Origin of the sequence: Demequina lignilytica, assembly GCF_030418375.1 — a bacterium.
Lineage (GTDB): Bacteria > Actinomycetota > Actinomycetes > Actinomycetales > Demequinaceae > Demequina > Demequina lignilytica.
In genome coordinates this window covers 521,095-543,106 of record NZ_JAUHPZ010000002.1, presented here as the reverse complement: position 1 = coordinate 543,106, position 22,012 = coordinate 521,095, and the positions used below count along the sequence as shown (strand labels likewise).

General features: G+C 71.1%; 24 protein-coding genes. 3 read left to right on the top strand and 21 right to left on the bottom strand.

Features of this window, described 5'->3' with window-relative positions; translation table 11 throughout:
- Positions 1 to 252: 252 nt before the first annotated feature.
- The 10 genes from QQX13_RS06095 to QQX13_RS06050 all read right to left on the bottom strand — a co-directional run bounded on the left by QQX13_RS06095 (position 253) and on the right by QQX13_RS06050 (position 7,936).
- The gene (locus QQX13_RS06095) at positions 253 to 1,092 is read right to left on the bottom strand and encodes an alpha/beta fold hydrolase (protein ID WP_301152816.1); all 840 of its coding nucleotides are present in this window, start codon (positions 1,090 to 1,092) and stop codon (positions 253 to 255) included.
- A gap of 184 nt (positions 1,093 to 1,276) precedes the next feature.
- Positions 1,277 to 1,801, bottom strand: coding sequence for a M48 family metallopeptidase (locus tag QQX13_RS06090; protein WP_301121227.1), 525 nt, complete (start codon positions 1,799 to 1,801; stop codon positions 1,277 to 1,279).
- Positions 1,802 to 1,844: 43 nt separating this feature from the next.
- Positions 1,845 to 2,363, bottom strand: coding sequence for a hypothetical protein (locus QQX13_RS06085; RefSeq protein WP_301152815.1), 519 nt, complete (start codon positions 2,361 to 2,363; stop codon positions 1,845 to 1,847).
- A gap of 8 nt (positions 2,364 to 2,371) precedes the next feature.
- Positions 2,372 to 3,469, bottom strand: coding sequence for a branched-chain amino acid aminotransferase (locus QQX13_RS06080; RefSeq protein ID WP_301121223.1), 1,098 nt, complete (start codon positions 3,467 to 3,469; stop codon positions 2,372 to 2,374).
- Positions 3,470 to 3,514: 45 nt separating this feature from the next.
- Positions 3,515 to 4,309: a hypothetical protein gene (locus tag QQX13_RS06075; protein WP_301121220.1), complete on the bottom strand. Its 795-nt coding sequence runs from the start codon at positions 4,307 to 4,309 to the stop codon at positions 3,515 to 3,517.
- Positions 4,310 to 4,318: 9 nt separating this feature from the next.
- Positions 4,319 to 5,749, bottom strand: a complete 1,431-nt coding sequence (locus QQX13_RS06070) for an MFS transporter (RefSeq protein WP_301152813.1) — start codon at positions 5,747 to 5,749, stop codon at positions 4,319 to 4,321.
- The gene (locus tag QQX13_RS06065; protein WP_301121216.1) at positions 5,746 to 6,183 is read right to left on the bottom strand and encodes a MarR family winged helix-turn-helix transcriptional regulator; all 438 of its coding nucleotides are present in this window, start codon (positions 6,181 to 6,183) and stop codon (positions 5,746 to 5,748) included. The genes QQX13_RS06070 and QQX13_RS06065 overlap by 4 nt, the downstream gene beginning before the upstream one ends.
- Positions 6,184 to 6,244: 61 nt before the next feature.
- A complete protein-coding gene (locus tag QQX13_RS06060; RefSeq protein WP_301152812.1) occupies positions 6,245 to 6,589 on the bottom strand; it encodes a hypothetical protein in 345 nt (114 codons plus the stop codon).
- Between the two features lie 57 nt (positions 6,590 to 6,646).
- Positions 6,647 to 7,246: a hypothetical protein gene (locus tag QQX13_RS06055; RefSeq protein WP_301152811.1), complete on the bottom strand. Its 600-nt coding sequence runs from the start codon at positions 7,244 to 7,246 to the stop codon at positions 6,647 to 6,649.
- Between the two features lie 42 nt (positions 7,247 to 7,288).
- Positions 7,289 to 7,936: an NADPH-dependent F420 reductase gene (locus tag QQX13_RS06050; RefSeq protein WP_301121211.1), complete on the bottom strand. Its 648-nt coding sequence runs from the start codon at positions 7,934 to 7,936 to the stop codon at positions 7,289 to 7,291.
- 93 nt (positions 7,937 to 8,029) lie between these two features.
- Here QQX13_RS06050 and QQX13_RS06045 point away from each other — a divergent pair, with 93 nt between their 5' ends.
- Entirely contained in the window at positions 8,030 to 8,650 is a 621-nt protein-coding gene (locus QQX13_RS06045) for an AbiV family abortive infection protein (RefSeq protein ID WP_301152810.1), read from the top strand.
- Positions 8,651 to 8,767: 117 nt separating this feature from the next.
- Here QQX13_RS06045 and QQX13_RS06040 read toward each other — a convergent pair whose 3' ends face one another.
- Positions 8,768 to 9,517, bottom strand: a complete 750-nt coding sequence (locus QQX13_RS06040; protein WP_301152808.1) for a hypothetical protein — start codon at positions 9,515 to 9,517, stop codon at positions 8,768 to 8,770.
- A 458-nt stretch (positions 9,518 to 9,975) separates the two neighbouring features.
- Here QQX13_RS06040 and QQX13_RS06035 point away from each other — a divergent pair, with 458 nt between their 5' ends.
- Positions 9,976 to 11,079, top strand: a complete 1,104-nt coding sequence (locus QQX13_RS06035; protein WP_301152807.1) for an HNH endonuclease — start codon at positions 9,976 to 9,978, stop codon at positions 11,077 to 11,079.
- Here the strand turns inward: QQX13_RS06035 and QQX13_RS06030 are convergent.
- Positions 10,983 to 12,122 (bottom strand): transglutaminase domain-containing protein, encoded by a 1,140-nt coding sequence (locus QQX13_RS06030; RefSeq protein ID WP_301152806.1) that lies wholly within the window; start codon positions 12,120 to 12,122, stop codon positions 10,983 to 10,985. The genes QQX13_RS06035 and QQX13_RS06030 overlap by 97 nt on opposite strands.
- Positions 12,123 to 12,253: 131 nt before the next feature.
- Here QQX13_RS06030 and QQX13_RS06025 point away from each other — a divergent pair, with 131 nt between their 5' ends.
- The gene (locus tag QQX13_RS06025; RefSeq protein ID WP_301152804.1) at positions 12,254 to 12,820 is read left to right on the top strand and encodes a dihydrofolate reductase family protein; all 567 of its coding nucleotides are present in this window, start codon (positions 12,254 to 12,256) and stop codon (positions 12,818 to 12,820) included.
- Between the two features lie 7 nt (positions 12,821 to 12,827).
- On the opposite strand, the gene QQX13_RS06020 is transcribed toward QQX13_RS06025, so the two are convergent.
- The 9 genes from QQX13_RS06020 to QQX13_RS05980 form a co-directional block, all read right to left on the bottom strand.
- Positions 12,828 to 13,541, bottom strand: coding sequence for a M50 family metallopeptidase (locus QQX13_RS06020; protein ID WP_301152803.1), 714 nt, complete (start codon positions 13,539 to 13,541; stop codon positions 12,828 to 12,830).
- Between the two features lie 23 nt (positions 13,542 to 13,564).
- Complete coding sequence (locus QQX13_RS06015) at positions 13,565 to 13,984, bottom strand: hypothetical protein (protein WP_301152802.1); 420 nt, start codon at positions 13,982 to 13,984, stop codon at positions 13,565 to 13,567.
- Positions 13,985 to 13,991: 7 nt separating this feature from the next.
- Positions 13,992 to 15,503 (bottom strand): multicopper oxidase family protein, encoded by a 1,512-nt coding sequence (locus QQX13_RS06010; protein WP_301152800.1) that lies wholly within the window; start codon positions 15,501 to 15,503, stop codon positions 13,992 to 13,994.
- Positions 15,504 to 15,566: 63 nt separating this feature from the next.
- A complete protein-coding gene (locus QQX13_RS06005; protein WP_301121204.1) occupies positions 15,567 to 15,794 on the bottom strand; it encodes a hypothetical protein in 228 nt (75 codons plus the stop codon).
- Between the two features lie 121 nt (positions 15,795 to 15,915).
- The gene (locus tag QQX13_RS06000) at positions 15,916 to 16,755 is read right to left on the bottom strand and encodes an ABC transporter permease (protein ID WP_301121203.1); all 840 of its coding nucleotides are present in this window, start codon (positions 16,753 to 16,755) and stop codon (positions 15,916 to 15,918) included.
- On the bottom strand, positions 16,752 to 17,717 hold the full coding sequence (locus tag QQX13_RS05995; protein ID WP_301121202.1) for an ATP-binding cassette domain-containing protein: 966 nt from the start codon (positions 17,715 to 17,717) through the stop codon (positions 16,752 to 16,754). Before QQX13_RS05995 ends, QQX13_RS06000 begins: the two co-directional genes overlap by 4 nt.
- A 47-nt stretch (positions 17,718 to 17,764) precedes the next feature.
- A complete protein-coding gene (locus QQX13_RS05990; RefSeq protein WP_301152799.1) occupies positions 17,765 to 18,742 on the bottom strand; it encodes an alpha/beta fold hydrolase in 978 nt (325 codons plus the stop codon).
- Positions 18,743 to 18,800: 58 nt separating this feature from the next.
- Positions 18,801 to 20,615, bottom strand: coding sequence for an AMP-dependent synthetase/ligase (locus QQX13_RS05985; protein ID WP_301152798.1), 1,815 nt, complete (start codon positions 20,613 to 20,615; stop codon positions 18,801 to 18,803).
- A 216-nt stretch (positions 20,616 to 20,831) separates the two neighbouring features.
- Positions 20,832 to 21,941 (bottom strand): branched-chain amino acid aminotransferase, encoded by a 1,110-nt coding sequence (locus QQX13_RS05980; RefSeq protein ID WP_301121195.1) that lies wholly within the window; start codon positions 21,939 to 21,941, stop codon positions 20,832 to 20,834.
- Positions 21,942 to 22,012: the final 71 nt, after the last annotated feature.

Sequence of the window (22,012 nt, the reverse complement as noted above, 5' to 3'; positions counted from 1 at the left end):
TCCTAAGTTACACACTCTCTCGCACCATGTCAACTCACCGTGTCGGTGTGTCTCGGTTCGAGGAGGACCTCCAGCATACGCTCGTCCGACCGCTTACGCAGTCTCGATCAGCTGTGATCTGGAGGTTCAGGGCCTCGTTCCTTTCGGACCTCGTCCCTGGCAACTCGGAATAAGTTACACAGGTGTTTCGGGCATGTCCAATCCGCTGGGCGTGTCGTGACACCCGGGCGTGTCGCCCCTGGTAGATCGGCTCTAGGCGTGGGTCTCGAGCCAGTCCAGCAGCGCCCCGGCGTCCAGGAGGACCGAGATGTGCCCGGAATCCTCGAGAAATCTCGCCTCGGCGCCCGGGATCGCGTCCGCCAGCCACCGCCCGTGAGCCGCCGGCACCACACGGTCGTCCTCCCCATGCGCGACCAGCACCGGCACGCTCCCGGCGTCCTCCACCGCGCACCCCCAGTCGGACACATAGGCGACGTCGTCGTCGATCATCCCGTCCGGTCCGAGGGAGAGCGCCGCCTCCACCACCGAACCGAACCAGCCCCACTCCCCCTCGAGCGCGGCGTGGTCACCGGGGGTGAAGCTCTCGGGATCCCACTCCTCGCTCTCGAGCTGTGCCGCGAGCGCGGCCGGTCCGAGAGCGGCGGCCTCCAGCTCGGAGCGTCCGCCGGGGGCCATGCCCCCGAACCAGTCCAGGCCGGGGGCACCGAACGGCGCCAGACCCGCGATCGACACCGCCGCCCGCACGCGCTCCGGCCCGAGCACAGCCGCGCAAGCGAGCGCGTGAGGCCCTCCACCCGAGTGCCCGACCACCGCGAACCGGGGCACCGCCAGCGCCGCCGCGACGTCGGCGACGTCGTCGACCACGTCCGCCACGCATCGTCCCTCCCGCCGGTCCGATCCCCCGTACCCCGGGCGGTCCAGCGAGATCCACCGCCACCCGCGCTCGGTCACGGGCGCCATCAGGGGACCGGGAGGCTGACCGATGTTCGGCGTGCCGTGGTGCCAGAACAGCACCAGCTCGGCGTCCTCTGGCCCGCCGTCGTACCAATGGACCCGGCGCCCGTCCGGACGGAGCAGATCTCCCTCACGCATGCGACGACACTATCCGCGCGACACCACGTCCCCACAGCCCCGCACGCGGAGCCGCTGCAGGAATCGGCCCAAGGGCTGTGAGTCTCCCGCAGGAGTCGGGGATCGCTCGGGAGGGGCGCTGGCTTCCCCGCAGCAGAAGACGGTGAGACGACGAGACGGTGGGGGCGGAGCGAGCAGACGCAGCTCAGCGGCCGTTGAGCTCCGCGCGCCGCGACTTCCAATCGGGCAGGTGCGCGTCCATGACCGCGTAGAAGCCGGGACCGTGATTGGACTCGATCAGGTGCGCGAGCTCGTGGACCACCACGTACTCGACCAGGTGCCGGTCCTTGCGCGCGAGTTCGAGGCTGAAGTTCAGCGAGCGCGCGTCCTTATTGCAGCTGCCCCACCGCGAGCGCATGATCCGGACACGCCAGGTCGGCTCGGGCACGCCCATGCGCGGCACCCATGCCGCGACCAGCTCCGCGAGCACGGGCCGGAGCTCTCGCCGCAGCGCGTCCGCCTCGGGACCGGGGGCGAGCGGGGCGGGCGCGGCGAGCGCCTTCGACCGCTGCAGCTCGATCCACTCCGCCTTCGACTCCACCCAGGCGTCGATGACCCGGCGCGGCGTCCGCAGCGGCGCGGACACCCGCACCTCGCCGGTCCCCGCGCGGACCGTCATCCGGATGTTCTTCATCCGGCGTCGTGTGAGGGTGTAGTCGTTCGCGGGCACCGCCTCACTGTACGGCCGCGCGCCGACACCGGGCGGTGCCCCGTCAGGCCGGGCAGTAGTCGAAGAAGTCCGTCGTGTAGCCCGCCGCGGCGAGCCGTTCGATGAGGGTCTCGGCGTCCTCCACGTAATCCGGCGCGGCGTACCAGGTCGCGTCGTCGCCGACCACCTGATAGTCGGCGGACAGGTACCCCTGCTCGCAGGCATCGCGACGCAGCTCGGTGTCGGCGGCCCAGTCGTCGGGCACGCCGAACGGCACGTTCGACCCGCCGATCGCGCAGTTGAGCACCCCGTCGAGGTCGCCGCATTCGAAGCCCGCGGTCGCGAGCGCATCCTCGAGGTTCGCGGCGGTCACGGGTACCGGACCGGCGGGGTCCGGGGAGGACGATGCGGTGGGCGACGGCGTGGGCGTCTGCGCGGCCGAGCGCGTCGCCGACGGTGTCGCGACAGAGGGGCTCTCGGACGCGGCGGGCGTCGACGCGCTCGGCGACGTCGACGCATCGTCGCCGCCCGTGCACCCGGCGAGCACCCACGCGAGAGCGAGCGCGACGCCCACGGCGCGCATCGTCCGCATCAGACCACCCGGTGGAGCCAGCCGTGCGTGTCCTCGGCGCGGCCGTACTGGATGTCGGTCAGCGCGCCGACCATCTCAGCTCCCACCGGGCCCGGCGAACCGTCGCCCACGGTCACGTCGAAGTCGTCGGAGACCAGGCGACCGATGGCCGTCACCACGGCGGCGGTGCCGCAGGCGAACAGCTCGACGATCTCCCCCGCCTCGATCCCCTCGAGGATCTCGGCGAGCTCGATGTCGCGCTCCTCGACGGTGCGCCCGGAGTCCTTCAGCAGCGTGAGGATCGAGTCGCGGGTGACGCCCGGGAGGATGGTGCCGCTCAGGGACGGCGTGAGCACCGTGCCGTCGGCGCGCACCGCCATGAGGTTCATGCCGCCGAGCTCCTCGACGTAGCGGTCCTCCTTGGCGTCGAGGAACAGCACCTGCTGGCAGCCGTGGGCCTTGGCCTCGAGCTGCGGGAGCATGCTCGCCGCGTAGTTGCCGGCGGTCTTGGCCTCGCCGGTGCCGCCCGCGTTGGCGCGGTGGTAGCCCTTCGACACCCAGATCGAGGCGCCCTGGTCGCCGGTCGCGATGTAGGCGCCCACGGGCGACGCGGTGACCAGGTAGTCGACCTCGTCGGACGGCTGGACCAGGAGGCTGGGCTCGGTCGCGATGAGCAGCGGCCGCAGGTAGAGGCTCGCGCCGGGCGTGCCGGGGACCCACTGCTGGTCGATGGTCACGAGCTCCTCGAGGGAGGCCAGGAAGTCCTCGGCCGGGAGCTCGGGCAGGGCGAGCCGGCGCGCGGACGCGGCCAGGCGGGCGGCGTTGCGCTCGGGACGGAACAGGTGGATGGAGTCGTCCTCGTGCCGGTACGCCTTGAGGCCCTCGAAGGCCTGCTGCGCATAGTGGAGGACGGCGGCGCCGGGGTGCATCGGGAGGGGGGCGAGGGGGACGATGCGACGCTGGGTCCAGCCCTCACCGTCGCGCCAGGTCGCGCGCGCCATGTGGTCGGTGAAGACCTTGCCGAAGACCGGGTCCTCCATCGCGAGCCACCGCTCCTCGTCGGACGCGGGGCGCCGGTTCGGGATCACGGTGAACGGTGCGGGCGTGGTGGTCTCCATGGGGCCGAGCCTAGACCCGGCGCGCGTCGGGCCGTGGTGTCACGGCTAGCGCGCCGCGCTGCCCTTCCCGAGCGCCGCGGTGAGCTCCTGCCAGCGCGGCAGGAAGTCGTGGACGATGTCCGCGTGCAGCTTGCGGTCGATGTCGCGGGCCACGCGCCACCGGGCGACGGGCCCGCCCTCGAGGGTCGCGGTCGCGGTGCGGGCGGCGGCGTCGAGGCGCAGCCCGCGCACCACCCACCAGTGATCCACGAAGGCGTCGGCGACGTTGAAGAGACGCTCCTGCAGGTGGCGGTACTGGACGATGCGGGCGCGGAGGTCGGCGTCACCCTCGAGGATCGCGTTGACGGGCTCGGAATCGATCTCGGGTACCTCGTCGCCCGCCGGCTGCGGGTCGCGCTGGATCGCCTGGCGCGCGAGCTTGAGCATGAACCGCGTCTCGGCCTCCGTACGGTCCTTGCTGAAGGCCGCGACCAGGGCGGCGTCGAGCATGCGGCCCCTCACGGTCATCTCCTCGAGCAGCCGGTCCAGGCCGTCGAGCATCGCGATCGCGGGGAGCTCGGACTTCGCGCGTCGCGAGCCGAGCTGCAGGGTCGCGACCTGGTCGCGCACCGGGCGGACGAACGCCTCCGGCGGGACCAGCGAGGACGGGTCACGCGGGATGCCCGCGACCAGGAGGTCGTGCGCGGCCGCGAGCGCGAGCGGGCCCTCGGCCTCGAAGCGGCGCTGGCGCGCGCGGAGCTCGGCGGTGCGGCGGCCGATGTCGATGGTGCCGCCGATGGTGATGCCGGCGACGATCGCGACGATCACGCCCGGGAGCAGGAGCGACCAGTTCGAGGACATGGTCCGAGACTAGTGGGAGCCCGCCGGGGCGCCCTGGGCCGAACGGCTCTCCCGGCGCATCCGCCGCGCGTCGCGTACGCGGTGCACGTCCGACCGCAGACCCGGGTCGGCGACCACCAGCACCAGCACCACGGCGGACACCGCCGCGATCACGATCCCGACCGTGTGCAGGCTCGCATCGGTCGGAGTGTCACCCACGGCGCCGGCGATCACCACCGAAGCGGCGATCGCCCCCATCTGGAGAGCGGTGCGCGACAGTCCCGCCGCGGTGCCGATCTGCCCCGCGGGGGCCTGCCGGTACAGCACCGCCTGGTTCGTCACCGACACCAGGCCCTGCGGGATGCCGAACAGCGCGATCGCCGCGAGCACCCAGGCGAGAGGCGTGCCGGTATGGATCGCCGTCACGAGGACGCCGCCGACGAGCGGCACGCCTGCGGCGATGATCAGGGTGCGCCGCGGGCGCGGCTGCCTGGCGACGATGAGGTTCGCGGCGAAGGCGACCACCGCGGCCGGGATCATCATCAGTCCCGTCACGTCGGCATCGAGACCGCGGGCGCTCTGGAACCACGGCGTCATGGAGTAGGTCACCAGGTAGATGCCCACGTAGCTGAGGAAGAATCGCAGGTAGGTACGCGACAGCGCGCGGTTGCGGGCGAGCATGCGGACGTCGATGAAGGGGCGCTCGGTGCGGCGCTCGTGCCAGATCAGGGCCGGGCCGGCGAGCGCGGGCGCGGCGAGCAGCCACCACTGGTGCTGGTCGATGTCGAGCAGGAACACCAGCGTCGGGGTGAGCGTGAGCGTGAAGAGCACCATGCCGGGCAGGTCGATCGCCCGGGCGACGGACGTGCCCGGGGCGACCCGCGCATCGTCCCGTGGCAGCCACCGGAGCGTCATGACCGCGACGGCGATCGCGACGGGCACGTTGACCAGGAAGATCGACTGCCACCCGAACCAGTGCACCAGGAGCCCGCCGAGCACCGGCCCGATCGAGATGGAGGTGAGGGCGGCCATCGACAGGCCGGACAGCAGGATCGGCGGGGGCTCGCGGCGCAGGCGCGCGGACTGGGCGGAGATCTGCGCCATCGAGGAGGGGTACGCGGCCGAGGTCCCCAGGCCGATCAGCAGGCGTGCGACCAGGACGCCGGTGAAGGTGGGCCAGAGCGCGGGGACGATGCCGCCGATCGCCGTCGCGGTCAGGCCCGCGAGGTAGACGCGCCGGGGCCCGTAGATGTCGGCGAGGCGACCGCACGCGGGCTGGCCGACCGAGCTGACCAGGTACAGGCCGGCGACCAGCCACATCACCTGGGCGACGGTCACCCCGGTCGCCTCGGCGATGGGCACCAGCGCCACCGCGATCATGGTGGTGTTGAGCGGGTTCATCGCCGGCCCCGTCAGCACGGGGAGCGCGAACCGGGCGCCGAAGCCCTGGGTGGGCGTCACCTCTCCGCGACCAGGGTCTCGAGCAGCGGGAGCGCGGCGGCGAGGGCGTCACGGTCCGCGTCGGCCAGGCGCTCGGCGAGCAGGGACGCGAACGCGGCGTCACGCTCGCGGGACACGGCGGCGAGGGACTCCTCCCCCGCGTCGCTGAGCGCGAGGAGCTCGCGGCGGCCGTCGTCGGGGTCGGGAGTGCGGTCGACCAGGCCCGCCTCACCGAGCGCGCGCACCACCTGTCCCATGGACTGCGGGCGGACGTGCTCGATCTCGGCTAGCTCGGCGGTGGTGAGCGGGCCGCGCTTGCGGATCATGCGCATCGCGGACTCCTGCGACGGCGTGAGGTGCGCCTCCGGGGTGGCGTTGCGAGCCAGGCGGTTGAGCCGGGCGGCGACGATGCGCAGGCGAGGGGCGAGCGCGGCGGGGTCCTCGGGGCGGGTCACGCCACCAGGCTACGACTTTGGAAGGTTGCCTTGCAAGTTAACCTTCTTTGTTTGCGCTCTCCTACGCCAGCGCGCGGGTGACCCCGAACTCCTCGAGTGTGACGCGCACCGCGGAGGCCACCAGGATCAGGTGCGCCAGGGCGCCGATCCACAGGCCGGTCGCCATGTAGGCGAAGCTCCCGACGGCGCCGAGCATCGCGCAGACGCTGACGCACATGGCGAGGCCCTCGCGCTCGATCACCCACCGGACGCGGTACCGCATCCACACGGAGCCGACCACGATCGCCGCGAGCGAGGCGAGACGGATCGGGAGGCCGACGCCGGCGAGGGTCTCGAGCCACCATGCCAGCGCGGCCAGACCGGAGATCTGAGACAGGACGCGGAGCAGACGACCGTGCATGTTCACGGTGCCAGCATCACAGCGTCATCGCGCCGTCGGTAGCCCCTACTTCTGGGGGCGTGGTCAGGACGCGTCGGTCAAGAGGAGCGCGTTGCGCAGGTGGTGCCAGGCCTGCCGCGCGGTCGCATCATCGCCGTAGATGGACGGCGTCCCGGGGCTCGCCACCCACCAGCGATCGCCCTGCTGGAGGTACATGGCCGTCGGCGGATCACCGACGAACCACGCGCCGGTCGCGCCGGCGACGTCGGTCGGGATCCAGTCGTCCCCCGGCTCGCGCGCCGTCACGACGTCGAGGTCGAAGTAGTAGCCCTGCTCGACGGCCTGGTCCGTCTCGCCCACGAAGCGGACCCGGAGACCGCCCGCGATGGTCGCGTCGTTGAGCGCCACCTCCGCATCGTCCGTCACCGTCAGACCGAGGGAGGCGGCGGCGTCCCTGGCCACCGCCTCGTCCCCGCGAGGCTGGAACAGGACCCAGATCGCGAGCGCGCCGGCCACGAGCACCAGCACCATGGACAGGAGCAGGATCCCGCGGCGCGGGCGCTCGGTCGGCGGCTGCGCGCTGTCGCCGCCCGCCGTCATCCCGGGGATCAGCGGGTCCGAGGTGGGCGTCGCTCCGTGATGTGCGAACGGCGGCAGCTTGGGCATCCCGCTGGTGAAGTTCATCGTCGCCCCCCGTGACGGTCTTCCCGCGAGCGTATCCCCTGCTCAGACCTGCTGGACGCGCTCCACGCCGGGAAGGATCTCCTCGTACTCGGCGGCCGTGGTGGGGACCCCGTAGGTCGGGGTGTCGCGCTCGACGCGCCACGACTCCGCGAGCGGCCCCATGTCGTGGGCGTCGTAGCCGATCGTGTCGAGGAAGGAGGCGACCAGGTGCGTCGCCTCGGGGTGGTTGCTCGCGATCGGGATGGCGCGGCGCACCGGGGAGCCGGCGGGCGCGGTGTCCGCCGGGATCTGCCGCGCGTAGATGCTGTTGAAGGCCTTGACCACGTGCGACGCGGGCAGCAGGTCCTGCAGCAGCTCGGAGGTGGTCTTCCGGTTGGCGTCGAGCGCGGCGATGCGGCCGTCGCGCTGGGGGTAGTAGTTGTTGGCGTCCATCACCACCTTGCCGCGCAGCTGCTCGAGCGGGAGCTGGTCGATCTTGCCCAGCGGGACCGCGACCAGGACCAGATCGCCCTTCAGCGCGGCGTCGCGGGCATGTACCGCGGTGGCGCGCGGGCCGAGCTCGGCGACCAGATCGCCCAGGGTGTCGGGGCCGCGGCTGTTGCTGATGAGGACGTCGTAGCCCGCCGCGACGGCGGCGCGAGCCACGTTGGAGCCAATGTGGCCGGAGCCGATGATGCCGAGGGTGGTCATGATCGCGGAACCTCCTTCACTTCGAGGGTATTCCGGGCTGGGGCTACGCGACGAGCGCCCAGTCCTGTTGGGAGCTGCACCTAGCCTGTGCTCGTGACCCGCATTACGCCCGAAAGCGCCCGCGCCCTCTGGCTCGCGCTCGTCGAGAACGCCGCGCGGCTGGTCACGGAGGCGGACTTGCTCTACCCGTCGCCCCGCGCCCAGTCGCTCTCGGTGCTCGCGCGGGAGGAGATCGGCAAGGCGGTCTGGGTCCAGCGCGCGTTCTGGAAGGCGTGGGAGACCGGCGACGAGACGCCTCGTGACGTGCCTGAACTGCGCGAGCACGGGCGCCACCACGTGCCGAAGCTGGTCGAGGCCACCTCGTTCCTGACCGACCCTGAGTTCTACTCGCCCGAGGAGCCGACGCCTGAGATGTGGGCACACGCCGACAACATCGCCAAGCAGCAAGGCTTCTACGTGGAGCTCCACGCGGACGGCACGATCACGGCGCCCGCTGACGTGGAGCGACCCGCGCTCCAGTACGACATCTGGGAGGCTGCCGCGCTCGTGCAGTGGGCCGTCCACGAGGATCGCCTCCTAGCGAGAGTCTGCGGCCTTCCCACGCCTCCCACGGAGCACATCGAGGCGCTGGTGACGCCGATCGTGGACCGCGACCACGCCGCGCGCCCTCAGGGAGCCTCACCCGTGCGGCACGCCGCCAAGGTCACCGACTGACGTTCTCGTCGCCTGACAGGTCGAGCGTCGCGTGCGTGTGGCCCTCGCGATGCAAGGAATAAGGGCGGGCGAGCCTGCGTGTCGCAGACCCACCCGCCCTCGCGGCGTGCATTGGTGCTAGAGCAGCGCCCAGACCTTGATCGTGTTGTCAGCGGCGATCTTGAGGTCGTAGAAGTTGAGTTCGTACCGCGCCTTGCCGCCGGTCGGGATTCGATCCAGGTACGTCCAGTCTGTCGCGATCGGGCTGCCGTCCGCGTCGAAGACCACCGCAACCATCCGCACCGACTCCTGGTCCTCAACGAAGGTGGACTCTACGGTTCCGGAAACGGTCGCGCTCCAGTCGTCATTCTTGTACTCGGGTTCGCTGACGATGAAGGCTCCGAACTCCTGGTCCGGCATGTATGTGCCGTCCTCGGGGCCGCGCACGTTGATGCTCTCAGCCTGCCAGTCGGCGCTGTCATAGAAGGTCCCCACCATTGCGAACGTCTCGCCCGGTAGAAGGTTGCCGTAGTCGGAGCCCGTGTCGAGGATCACACCGTCCGCGTCGAGCAGCTCAACGTCGAACGCGGCGAACTGCCAAAGGTAGTCCTCGTTGGGGTTGTAGACCGTGACGAAGTACTCCCAGTCACCGTCGGAATTGCGCCAGAACTCGCTGTCCTCCACCACGAGGTCCTGCTGGCCCGCTGCCTCTTCGGTCGTCTCCTCGACGGCCGGCTCGGCAGACTCGGTTTCGGTCGCGGCCTCGGTGGTGGCAGCTGCCGTGGGCTCGTCCTCGGCCTGGGCGAGGTCTTCGCTGGCCCCGCAGCCCGTAATCAGAAGCGCGACGACCGCAGCGCCCGCAATCGGCGCAAGAATGTGCTTGCTCATGGTTTCCCCTCAGGATTGAATACACGGCGCGGGTTGGCCACACGCCTAAAGTCGATACTCCCATGGGTACGACGGGGCGGCGCTGGATCCCATGTGAGTTCGCCCACACTCGACAAGAAACCGATGCGAACAAGATCGGAATATTCCGGCAACCGTGACTTTTGGCCCAGGTCACTCGGCCGACACTGAGTGCCCTAGATGGAGCTGCGTCAGTGGATGGTTTTCTCGATGCCGTCGAAGTGCACCCTCGAGTGCCCAGCGCTTGCGGTCCACCTCCGACCGACCCGACAGCACCCGCGCCATCCGTCCGTCCACGCTCCAGCACTCCTGTTCGTAGCCGGTCGGCTCCCCACCGATAGCGCCGCGGGTGGTCATGATCGCGGAGCCTCCGTCACTTCGAGGTGCATCCAGTCAACGGTGGTATTGCCCGTTATGGCGCCAGCTGCCAAGCTGCGTGGATGGCTCCAGATCAGCAACCGGCGGCGTGGCTGCTTCTGGCTGCTGGCGAAGACAGGCAGTACGGCGGCAACTCAGGCTACGAGGATGAGATCGACGTCTCCTACTCGTGGGACAGCACCGTGAAGAATCATGGAAGCGTGAAACCCGGGGATTTCATCGCACTGTGGGACAAGCGGCGACTCCTTGGAGTCTCAGTCGTCGAGCAAGTGCGCCCGGAAGATTCGCGGAAGCAGCGATTTCGATGTCCCGTGTGCGGCCGCGCAAACATTCAGTCACGCGCCACAAAGTCTCCGAAGTACAAGTGCCAGAAGTGCGGCGCCGAGTTTGATGACCCAACGATCGAATTCATCGACGTTGTCGCCTACCGTTCTCGACACGACGCCGCTTGGACACCGCTTGAAGGACTCCTAGGCGCCGACGCACTACGTCGCCTCTGCCTCTCGCCACGAAGCCAACACAGCATGCGCTCGCTCAATTGGACCGCCTTTGCGTCCGAGCTTGAAGCGCACGGCGCGACGTTCGCGCTGTCGCGCGCCGTTGCCAGGGCACCTGACCTATACGTCCCGGAGTTCGAAACTCGCGTCTCGCTTCCATCGGGACACACGACGGCCACGGTGCGTGTCCGGCGCGGCCAACAGCAGTTCCGACGTCGATTGCTCGAAGCACAGGGCAATAACTGCGCGTTTACAGGCCGCGCACCTGAACGCGTGCTCGACGCCGGACACCTCTACAGCTACGCGGAACTGGGGGAGCACCACGAGCACGGTGGCCTGCTGTTGCGGCGCGATGTACACCGGCTCTTCGACGACGGCTGGATCGCCGTAGATCCAACGTCCCTGAAGCTCGACGTCTCGGAGCCGCTGGGCGAGTACCCCCAGTACGCGACCCTGCACGGCGAAGCGCTTCGCGCGGTGGTCAGCGATCAACACCTGGGATGGCTTGAGAAGCACTGGCGCGAGCACCGGGGCAACGCGTCGACATCGATCCCGTCACTCTCGGGTCCACGTCAGCCCCCGAACCCCGCGATCGACCCGTCGACCGCCCAGTCGGAGTCGGCGTCCCGCGTGATGAGCGCCGGGTCGCCCGGCTCGACCATCAGGTAGTCGTCGGGCACGGGCGCGAGGTCTCCCCCGTCGTCCCACGTCGCGTCGACCACGAGCCAGCGCCCGTCGATCAGCACGCGGTTCCACGCGTGCCCGCCGGAGGTCGGGCCCGACCAGGCCTGGCCGGTGACCGTGACCGCCTCGAGCCCGGCCGCATCGGCGATCGCCTTGAAGGCCTGCGCGTAGCCGTTGCAGACCGCGGAGCCGGCGACCAGGATCCCGTAGGCCTCCTGCGACTGCGCCACCTGGAGGTTCCGCTCCCCCGTGTTGATGAGATCGGCGGCCTCGTAGTCGTAGGTCGCTGCCTGCGCGACGTAGTCGTGGATCGCGGTGACCTGGTCGGCAGGGCCGAGGGCGCCCAGGTCGAGCACCGTGAGCGCCTCGTCCACCGCGGCCGCGGTGGCGTCCTGGCGCGCGCGGGTCTCCTCGGCGTCGTACACGTACTCGGGCTCGAGGCTCACGGCGCGACCGTTGAGCGTCAGCGTCTGCCAGCCCTGCACGAACACGTAGGGGTTCTGGGTCAGCGCCTCGAGCATCGCGTCCTCCACGGCGGCGACACCCTCGGCGCCCGCTGTCCAGGAGGAGATGTCGATGCTCTCCTCGCGCGCGATCATCGCGGCCTCGAGATACCGCACGAGCTCCGTCGACCCGGTCACGGGGTGCTCGACCACGGCGGGGACCGGCCTCGCCGCCGGCACCGCTCCCGCGGAATCGGCGGCGGCGACCACCGAGAGGGCGTCGTCCGGAAGGAAGCCGTACGCGTGCAGGGCGCGCGAGAACGGGGTGTCGAACACGAGCACCAGTGCGGCGATCACGACGATCGCCGTGACGGTACCGGCCACACGGCCCAGGCTGAACGATGCGCGTTCCTGCTCCGTGACCTGCAACCGCCAGGCGGAGCGCTGAGCCGCGCGGTACGGCGCCGCGGGCGCCTGCCATGCGGGCGGCGGCCCCTCGATCAGGGTGACCGCGTCGCGCGTCCGGGTGGTCCAGCGCTGGCCGTCCCACCACCGTTCGAGACCCACCTGGGACGGATCGGACATCCATCCCGGCGGTGGCAACGGCACGACTATCACTCCTGGTCGATCATGGACTTGGTCGGAGCATTACAGCGTCTCCAGCCCCCGGGAGGCAAGTCCTGTGTGGCCAACTCCACGCGGCCTATCCTGGCCGTATGGGCCGCCTCATCGTCGAACAGATCCTCACCGCCGACGGCTTCGCATGCGGGCCGGACGGCGAGCTGGACTTCATGCGCATGCCGGGCCCGTTCGACCCGACGGACCCCGGCCAGCTCGACATGCTCGAGCACACCGAGGCCATCCTCCTGGGCCGCACCACCTACGAGCTGTTCGCCGCGTACTGGCCCGACAAGACCACCGACGACGAGCCCATGGCCGACCACCTCAACCGGCTTCCGAAGCACGTGGTCACCAACACGCTCGCCGCGGCCCCGTGGGGCTCGTACTCCTCCGCGATCGTCGAGCACGGTGAGCCGCGCGACACCGCGCGCCGCCTCAAGCTCCACTACGCGGGCGACATCGTCGTCTGGGGCAGCCTCCAGCTCGCCGGCGCGCTGCTCCAGGCGGAGCTGGTCGACCGGGTCCGCCTGCGCATCGTCCCGATCCTCATCGGCCAGGGTCGGACGGCCACGCCCGGGCTGCGCCACCCGCGCGGCCTCGATCTGGTCGAGGCCGAGATGCTCCCCGCGGGCCACGTGACCCTCACCTACGACGTGCGCTGAGACCGCGCTACGACGCCAGCAGCCACCAGCCGCCGAGGCCGGCGCATCCGGCGGTCAGCAGCCAGAACACCGCGACCCATGCGCCGCCGGGAACCGTGGTGAGCCGCGCCAGCGCGTCGGCGTCCGACCCTCGCCCGCGACCGCCGCGGCGGGAGGAGCCGAGCTCGACCACCGCACGGACGGCGCCGATCATCAGCAGCCACGCGAGCCCGCATGCGAGTCCCACCCGCCACGGGTCGGGCAGGAGCCAGGCGGCCGCGCCCAGCCCGGCGATCGCCACGACCATCACCAGCAGCCCGTACCAGTTGCGGATCCTCACCAGCATGAGGAGCAGCACCGCCTCGAGCACCCACAGCACCGCCACCGCGTGACCGGCGGCGATCGCCCACGCGGCGGCGAGCCCGAGCACGCCGGGCGCCGGATAGCCGGCGAGCGCGACCAGGGTCAGCGGGAAGCGCTTGGCCTCGCCGTAGGACGTGGTCAGGCCCGAGGTGTCCGAGTGCAGCCGGATGCCGGAGACGCGTCGCCCCGTGAGCCCCGCGACCAGGGCGTGACCGCCCTCGTGCGCGATGGTGACCGCGTGGCGGACGATCCCCCAGAGCGGGGCGACCACGATGCATGCGACCACGACCGCGAGCGCGATCAGCACCGTGGACTGGGCGACGTCGACGGGCGTGGTGACGTCCACCCACAGGCGGTCCCAGATCTCGGCGAGGCTCACGGACACCAGAGCCTAGGGCCCCGTCAGTCGCAGTAGTCGCACCGGCCCGAGGCGGGCAGCGCTGTGAAGCAGCCGGCGCACGCGACGGGCTCGGCCTGGACGACCTTCGCGGGCGACGATTCGGCGGCCCGGGAGGCCTTGGCGGTCGCCGGGGCGGGAGCCTCCTCGGCCAGGGGCTGCGGGAGCTCGACGAACGAGCTCACGCCGCCGCGCGGGTGCAGCGCGATGAAGCCGGGGAAGATGTACGCGATCGGCTCGCCGCCGCCGGCCGCCTCGAGCCCGATGTGGGCCCGGGACTCGGGGATGAAGACGTGCGTGTAGTCGAGTCCGCGCGCCACGTCGCGGATGACGGGGAGGGCCTCGTACGGCGGCTGGAAGTCGCCCAGCGCGTTCTCGAGGCTGCTGAAGTAGGTCCGGGGTTCGATTTCAGCGGAGATGCTCACGAGCCCATCATCCTTCCACGTCCGCGGAGTCCTCCGGGACCTCCGCACCGGTCTGTACGGCAGGTGCGACATCGATCACACCCATCATCCCGAGGTCCTCATGGTCGAGGACGTGGCAGTGGTACACGGTGGTCCCGGGCACCCGGTCGAAGCCGATCCGCACCACCACGTCCTCGCCCGCCGGGACATCGACCACGTCGCGCAGGTCGATCCCGTCCGCCTCCATGAGCTGCATGGGCCACACATGCAGGTGGAACGGGTGATCCATCATGGTGCGGTTGCGCAGCGTCCACTCCTCGACGGTGCCCACGTCGGCCTGCTGGTCGATCCGCGTGGCGTCGAACTCCTCCCCGTCGATGAGGAAGCGCATCCCGCCTCCCCCCATCGCCATGGTGAAGCTCAGGGTGCGGCGGGCGTCGACGTCCGCCTCGCGCAGGTCCCGGGGCCGGAACGATGCGGGCGGCACGGGAACCGGCGTGTCGGCCCTCGCGTCGGGCACCAGCGTGAGCAGCAGGGCGTCGTCGGGCTCGACGCCGGCGCTCATCATCCCCATGCCCCTCGAGCCGATGCCGTGGGCGCGGGCGGTCAGCGTGACCGGCGCGTCGACCATGTCGATCTCGAGGTCGGCACGATTGCCTGGCGCGAGCAGCAACCCCGACCCGTCCCGCGGCGAGTCGAAGGTGCCGCCGTCGATGCCGCGCACCCGCACCGTCGCACCTCCGGGATCGAGGTCGAGGTACCGGCTGGCGCACGCGTTGATCAGCAGCAGGCGCTCGGTCGCGCCCGGCGCCGTCGCCAGGTCGGGCGCGAGCAAGCCGTTGACCAGCACCGCCTCGCCCAGCCGGCCCTGACGCCGCTCGGCTGCCGAGACCGTGGCGACGCCCCCGTCCACGAGCGTCACGTCGGAGACCACCGCGACCCGCGGGGCGCGCTGCGACCAGTCGTCGCGGTCGATCACGATCGCGCCGTAGAGCCCCCCGAAGACCTGGTCAGCGACCGTGCCGTGGTGATGAGGGTGGTACCAGAACACCCCGTGCGGGTGATCCGGGTCGATCACGATCACATAGTCGAAGGACTGCCCCGGCTCGATGCTGATGAAGGGGTTGTCGCCGTCCGCGAGCGGCGACACCTGCAGGCCGTGGGTATGGAGGTTCGTCGGCTCGTCGAGCGCGTTGGTGAGGCGGATCCGCAGCGTGTCCCCGGGGCTGAGGTGCAGCGTCGGGCCCGGGACGGAGCCGTTGTACGCGAGCATGGTCGCGGTCCCGCCCGCGACCTCGACCTGGGTGGGCGCCGCGGTGAGGTCCAGCTCGAGGAAGCCGTCCTCGCTGGCGAGCACCGGGGGCTCGGCCCAGGTAGCGCCGCCGCCGGTCGCGTCGGCGGCGGAGGGCGAGGTCGAGGCGACGGGCTCCGAGAACGGCGGCGCGCCGGCGATCTTGAGCCCCGCGAGCCCCGCGCCGACAGTCCCGACGCCCACCAGACCGAGCGTCAGCGCGGTACGTCGCGACGGCCTCTCGGCCATGACTCTCACGCTCCCTCGGCTGGACTGATCAGTCCATGGTGCCTCGTGAAACTGAGAGTGCGCTCAGACGGCGACCGAGCCGTGGATCGGCTCGACGGAGACGCGGCGCCCGCAGCATGGGCAGTAGCCCTGCCAGCTGAGCTCGACGCGGATGCCGTCCTTGAAGCGCCGGTCCACCACCTCGCGGATGGCGGAGAGGCGCACCTCCTCGATGTCGTGATGGTGCTTCGCGACGCACGTGAACTCGAACGGAGCGGTGACCAGCTCACCGACCTCGACCATGGGCATCATGCTGGGCCTCCTTCCGCATCGTCGCGGCGAAGAGTGGGGGGTGATTCCGACGTTAGGCATCGCGAATCGATTCGCACAAGGAGGAACCGGGTGCCTTATTGTCTCGGCTGCGATGTGAGCCTTAACGGGGGTCGCGGTACCGCCACATGGTGAGCGATCCGAACACCGCGACCAGCCCGGCGGACCACGCGAGCGCGATCCCGAGCTCCCCGCCGACGGGCGCGCCGTCCATGAGCGCGCGCACCGCGGTCACCAGATCCGAGACGGGGTTGACGCTCACCCAGGCCTGCAGCCAGCCCGGCATGGTGGCGGGATCGACGAAGATGTTGGATCCGAACAGCAGCGGCATCAGCGTGAAGCCGGCCACGCCCATGATCGCCTGCGGCGTGCGCAGGATCAGCGACAGGAACGTCCAGATCCATCCGAGCGAGAACGCGAAGACCAGCAGCAGCGCGATGCCGGCGAGCACGCCGATCACGCCGCCCGCGGGACGCCAGCCGATCGCCAGGCAGACGGCCGCGGTGATGAGCGACGCCACCAGGAAGCGCACGCCGTCGCCCAGCAGCATCCCGACCAGCGGGCTCGGTCGCCAGATGGGAAGGGACCTGAAGCGGTCGAAGACCCCCCGGTCGATATCGGTGCGCAGGTTCGAGCCCGTGTACATGGTGATGAAGAGCACGGACTGCACCAGGACGCCCGGCGCGATGTAGGCGATGTACTCGCCGGTGGATCCGGCGATCGCCCCGCCGAACAGGTACGTGAACAGCAGCGTCATCATCACCGGGAACACGGTGACGTCGAACAGCTGCTCGGGGACGTGCTTGATCTTCAGCAGCGCCCGCCAGCCGAACGTGATCGACGTGCTGAGCGCGTTCGCGCGCGGCGGCCGGCTCGCCGACGCGAGCGCATCCGCGATGGTCGGGGCGGAGGATGCGACGCTCGCCTTGGTCTCCGCGCTCATGCCGCCTCCTCCGCGTCCGCGTCGTCGGCGGCATGGCCGGTGAGGGCCAGGAACACCTCGTCGAGGGTCGGCTGGCCGAGCGCGAACTGGGCGAGCTCGAGCCGCTCCTCCTCGAGGGCCGTCAGTGCGCGGGTCACGCGGCCGCGGTCCTCGATGGCGGCGACGAGCAGCTGCGGGTCGTGCGCCTCCTCCACCGGGACGCCCAGCTCGCGCACCAGCACGTCGCGGGCGCGCGCTCGATCGGCGCGGTGCATGACGCGCACGTGGAGCGTCCCCGAGCCGACCGACGCCTTGAGCTCCGACGACGTCCCCTCGGCGATGATGCGGCCGCGGTCGATCACGCTGATGCGGTCCGCGAGGTGGTCAGCCTCGTCAAGGTACTGCGTGGTGAGCAGCACGGTGGTGCCATGGGCGACCAGCGCGCGCACGATGTCCCACACCTCGTTGCGTGCCCGCGGGTCCAGGCCCGTGGTCGGCTCGTCGAGGAACAGCAGCTCAGGCGTCACCACCAGGGAGGCCGCGATGTCGATCCGGCGACGCATGCCGCCGCTGAACTTCTTCACCTGCTTGCCCGCCGCATCGTCCAACCCGAAGGCCGCGAGCAGCTGGTCGGCACGCTCCCCCGCAGCCGTGCCGCGGTAGCCGTGCAGCCGCGCGAGCAGGCGCAGGTTCTCGTGGCCGGTGAGGTCCTCGTCGACCGAGGCGAACTGGCCCGTGAGGCTCACATGGCTGCGCACGTGGTCCGCCTCACGCACCACGTCGTACCCGAGTACGCGCGCGCTGCCCTCGTCGGGAAGGATCAGCGTCGAGAGCATCCTGATCGCCGTGGTCTTGCCCGCCCCGTTGGGACCGAGGAAGCCGTGGACGCCGCCGCGCGGGACGCTCAGATCGATCGAGTCGACGGCACGCTGCCTGCCGTAGATCTTGGTCAGTCCGGCGGTCTCGATGACCAGGTCCGACATGGCGCCTCCTCCGGCGCATCCCCGGGGCGGGAGCGCACCCCGTCAGGCTAGATCCGCCCTCCGACATCCGCCATGCGGACCGGGGCATCGGCCCACCACCGCGCGATCATGGCCCCGACGCCCGCCGCGTCGTCGAGCCAGGGCAGGTGGCCGACCCCAGGCAGCGTGACCACCGTCGAGTCGCGCGCGTGCGCCGCCCACCCGCGGACCCGCTCCGGGGACGCGTACGGGTCGCGATCGCCGACCAGCCACAGCGAGGGCGCCTGGATCGCCTCGAGCCCCGCCTGCGCGATCATCCAGTCGGAGCGGAGCCCCCGCCACGTGGCGACCCGACGCAGCAGGCGCAGCTCGTGCGCGAACGTGTCCGTGTGCCGCGCGAGAGCGAGCCGCCACTCCATGTCGGGGCCGGTGACACCGCCCTCGGCGATGAGCCGCTCGTGCCCCACCGCACGCAGCGATGCCCGCACCTCCCGCTCCGTGGTCCAGTGACGCGGGATCGCGTGGGCGATCGGCGCCGTCGCGGCGGCCTTCATCTGGGCGGGCAGACGCATGCCTCGCACCGCGGGCACGCCGGCGAGGACGATGCTGCGGGCCAGGTCTGGCCGCACCGACGCCAGGTGCAGCACCGCCATCCCGCCCGCCGAGCTGCCGACCAGGTCCACGGGTGCCTCGTCGATGGACTCGATCACGGCCGCGAGGTACGCCTCGAGTGCCGCGAGCAGGCCGTCGCGGGTGAGGTCGCGGTAGTCGATCGGGTCGCTCAGCCCGCAGCCGGGGCGGTCGACGACGATCGCTCGGACCCCCGGCAGCGCCGCGACCAGCGGCACCAGGTTCGCGCCCGCGGACGGGGTGCCGTGGACGAAGACCACCGGACGCCCCTTGCCGCGCTCCACGACCCGGACCCGGATCCCGAGCGAGGGCACCTGGACCCACCGCTCGACGGGGTCCGGGATGCCGTGATGCGCCCAGAGCGCCGCCTCGGCGGCGCGGTAGCGCGCATCGTCGCGAACGGGACGGGGCCTCACGCCTTCAGGCTAGGACGGAGCCGGGGCCGCCGCATCGTGCGGGCGCGGCCGACCCGCCTCAGGCCGGCGAGCCGGGCGGGTTCTTGTCCTTCTTCGCGTAGATCGACTCGATCACATCCGCGAAGTGCTCCATGACCACGGCGCGGCGGATCTTGAGGGACGCGGTGATCTCCTCGCGCGCCTCCGTGAACTCCCGGGGCAGGATCCGGTACTCGCGGATCGCCTCGGCGCGGGAGACGTGCTCGTTCGCGGCGGCGATCGCGCGGCCGATGAGCTCGCGGACGCGCTCGTTCATCGAGGCCTCCTCGAGCGTCATGTCCGGCAGATCGTGCGCCTTGAGCCAGGTCGGCAGGAGCACCGGGTCGAGCGTCACCACGGCGGAGACGAAGTGCCGTCCGTCGCCGATCACCACGGAGTCCTGGATCGCGGGGTGCGAGCGGATCGAGTCCTCCAGGACCGCGGGCTGGATGTTCTTGCCCGACGACAGGACCAGGATCTCCTTCTTGCGGCCCGTGATGGTGAGGTTGCCGTCGTGGATCTCACCCAGGTCGCCGGTGGCGAACCAGCCGTCCCGCATGACCTCGGCGGTCGCCTCGGGGGCGTTCCAGTAGCCCGTGAACAGGTTGACGCCGCGGGCGAGGACCTCCCCGTCCTCGGCGAGCGTGATCTCGCAGCCGGCGATCGGGTGGCCCACGGTCCCCATGACCTGGTCGGTGCTCGGGGTGCCCATGTGCGCTGCGGTGGTCTCGGTCAGGCCGTAGCCCTGCATGACCGTGACACCCAGGCCGCGGAAGAAGTGGCCCACCTGCGGGGTGAGCTTCGCGCCGCCCGCGAGGACGTAGCCGAGCTGGCCGCCCATGAGGTGGCGGATCTTCTTCAGCACCAGCGCGTCCGCGACGGCGAACTGCGCGCGGAGGACGATGCCGTGGCCGCCGGTCTCCTGCGCCATCGACACCTTGCGCGCCACCCACGCGGACCAGCGGAAGATCTTCTTCTTGATCCCCGACTGCGCGGCGTCCGCGCGGTTGTAGATGGTCTCGAGCACGCGCGGCACCAGCGGCATCCACGTCGGGCGGAAGCCCGCGAGGTCGGCGGCGAGGGTCTTGTGGTTCGGGGTGTAGCCGATCACGGCGCCGGAGCTCAGCGCGAGCACCATCGCGAGCCGCGCGAATACGTGCGCCAGCGGCAGGAAGAGCAGCACCCGGGTCTCGCCCTGGACGAACGCGCCGAAGTGCGGGTCGAGCTCGATGTTCGCGCAGTGCACCACGAGGTTGCCGTGGGTGAGCATCGCTCCCTTGGGGCGTCCGGTGGTGCCCGAGGTGTAGATGATGCTCGCGAGGTCGTCCAGCACCACGTCGGCGGTGCGGGCGTCGAGGTCGGCGTCGGTGACGGCACCCCCGTCCTCCGCGACCTGGTCGAGCCCGGCGGCGGTGAGCGCGAGCGCCGTCGGCTCCGAGTCGAGGCCGGCGATCATCTCCCGCTGCTCCGCGGTCTCGGCGGCGACGAAGGCGAGGCCCGCATCGTCCACGATCCACGCGCACTGCTTCGCCGAGGAGGACGGGTAGATCGGCACCGAGACGCCGCCCGCGGTGAGGACGGCGAAGTCCATGACGGACCACTCGAGGCTGGTGTCGCCCATGATGCCGACGCGGTCGCCGGGGCCGACGCCCTGCGCGACCAGGCCCTTGGCGACGTCGCGGACGCGCGCGTGGAACTCGGCGAGGGAGACGGGGGTCCACTCCCCGGCGTCGTCCTTCACCTCGGCGAAGGGCGCGGCGGGGGCGGCGGTGGCGCGCTCACGCAGCAGCGCGGCCAGGTTGAGGTGCTCGTCGACGGTGGCGAGGCTCGGGGAGGACATGTGCATCGGGGCCATGGATCGATCTTAACCTACGGTTCCGTAGGTTAGGCCGCTGGAGGCCCCGGACACGCGGGTGCGCGCCCCGCCGCGGACAGCCCGGACAGCCCGCACGGACCTCGTTCCGACACACCGACGGGCCGCGCGCATCGTCCCGAAACACGCCGCGCACCCGGGACCGACTCCGTGCGCACTGTCCAGGCGGGAGCGGGGCGCGGGCGCGGGCGCGGCGAGCTAGCGGACCCGCTCCATCCAGCCGTACGTGTCCTCCACACGCCCGTACTGGACGCCCATGAGGCGGTCCCGGACGGCGAGCGTCACGGGGCCGGGCTGCCCGTCCCCCACCGTCACCTCGAAGTCGGACGACGCCATCCGGCCCACCGGGGTGACGATCGCGGCCGTGCCGCACGCGAACACCTCGGTGATCTCGCCCTCGGCGATGCCGTCCTGAAGCTCCGCGAGCGTGATGTCACGCTCGACCACCTTCAGCTCGTTGTCCTCGAGCAGCTGGATGATGCTCGAGCGGGTGATGCCCTCGAGGATGTTGCCGTTGATCACGGGGGTCAGCACCGTGCCGTCACGGCGGACGGCGAACACGTTCATGCCGCCGAGCTCCTCCAGCACCGAGCCGGTCGCGGCGTCCAGATAGAGCACCTGGTCGAAGCCGCGCTCGTAGGCCTTGACCTGCGGCAGCAGCGACGCCGCGTAGTTGCCGCCGCACTTGGCCGCTCCCGTGCCGCCCGGGCCGGCGCGGTGGAAGTCGCGCTCGACCCAGATGCTCACCGGCTTCACGCCGCCGGCGAAGTAGGGGCCGGAGGGCGAGGCGATCAGCAGGTAGTCGACCTTCTTCGGGGGGCGCAGACCCAGGAACACGTCCGTGCCGATGAGGAAGGGACGAAGGTAGAGCGAGGTGCCGTCGGCCTCCGGGACCCACGCGTGGTCGAGCGCGAGCAGCGAGCGGATCGACTCCATGAAGTCCAGCACGCTCAGCTCGGGCAGCGCCATGCGGGCCGCCGAGCGCTGCAGGCGCAGGGCGTTCGCCTCGGGGCGGAACAGGTGGATCGAGCCGTCGGCCCAGCGGTACGCCTTGAGGCCCTCGAAGACCTCCTGCGCGTAGTGCAGCACGGAGGCGGCGGGGTCCATGGGGATGGGGCCGTAGGGCTCGACGCGGCGGTCGTGCCAGCCCTGCTCCGCGTCCCAGGTCACGCGCGCCATGTGATCGGTGAACTGGAGGCCGAAGGCGAGGTCGCGCAGCTTCTCGGCGCGCTCCTCGTCCGTCGCGGGGCTCGGGTGGCGGACGACGCGGAAGGCCTCCGAGGTGGACGAGTCGAGAGTGTCGGTCACTTCTTTGCCTTCCTGGTGTCGTGGGGAGAGAGTAGCGCCGGGACGATGCGGCGGTCACCGCATCGTCCCGG

What these genes read in the sequence shown, in the direction of transcription:
- QQX13_RS06095 (WP_301152816.1), bottom strand. Translation starts at nt 1,092, where the DNA reads ATGCGTGAGGGAGATCTGCTCCGTCCGGACGGGCGCCGGGTCCATTGG.
- QQX13_RS06085 (WP_301152815.1), bottom strand. Translation starts at nt 2,363, where the DNA reads ATGCGCGCCGTGGGCGTCGCGCTCGCTCTCGCGTGGGTGCTCGCCGGG.
- QQX13_RS06080 (WP_301121223.1), bottom strand. Translation starts at nt 3,469, where the DNA reads ATGGAGACCACCACGCCCGCACCGTTCACCGTGATCCCGAACCGGCGC.
- QQX13_RS06075 (WP_301121220.1), bottom strand. Translation starts at nt 4,309, where the DNA reads ATGTCCTCGAACTGGTCGCTCCTGCTCCCGGGCGTGATCGTCGCGATC.
- QQX13_RS06055 (WP_301152811.1), bottom strand. Translation starts at nt 7,246, where the DNA reads ATGAACTTCACCAGCGGGATGCCCAAGCTGCCGCCGTTCGCACATCAC.
- QQX13_RS06050 (WP_301121211.1), bottom strand. Translation starts at nt 7,936, where the DNA reads ATGACCACCCTCGGCATCATCGGCTCCGGCCACATTGGCTCCAACGTG.
- QQX13_RS06040 (WP_301152808.1), bottom strand. Translation starts at nt 9,517, where the DNA reads ATGAGCAAGCACATTCTTGCGCCGATTGCGGGCGCTGCGGTCGTCGCG.
- QQX13_RS06035 (WP_301152807.1), top strand. Translation starts at nt 9,976, where the DNA reads ATGGCTCCAGATCAGCAACCGGCGGCGTGGCTGCTTCTGGCTGCTGGC.
- QQX13_RS06030 (WP_301152806.1), bottom strand. Translation starts at nt 12,122, where the DNA reads ATGTCCGATCCGTCCCAGGTGGGTCTCGAACGGTGGTGGGACGGCCAG.
- QQX13_RS06025 (WP_301152804.1), top strand. Translation starts at nt 12,254, where the DNA reads ATGGGCCGCCTCATCGTCGAACAGATCCTCACCGCCGACGGCTTCGCA.
- QQX13_RS06010 (WP_301152800.1), bottom strand. Translation starts at nt 15,503, where the DNA reads ATGGCCGAGAGGCCGTCGCGACGTACCGCGCTGACGCTCGGTCTGGTG.
- QQX13_RS06005 (WP_301121204.1), bottom strand. Translation starts at nt 15,794, where the DNA reads ATGATGCCCATGGTCGAGGTCGGTGAGCTGGTCACCGCTCCGTTCGAG.
- QQX13_RS06000 (WP_301121203.1), bottom strand. Translation starts at nt 16,755, where the DNA reads ATGAGCGCGGAGACCAAGGCGAGCGTCGCATCCTCCGCCCCGACCATC.
- QQX13_RS05995 (WP_301121202.1), bottom strand. Translation starts at nt 17,717, where the DNA reads ATGTCGGACCTGGTCATCGAGACCGCCGGACTGACCAAGATCTACGGC.
- QQX13_RS05985 (WP_301152798.1), bottom strand. Translation starts at nt 20,615, where the DNA reads ATGGCCCCGATGCACATGTCCTCCCCGAGCCTCGCCACCGTCGACGAG.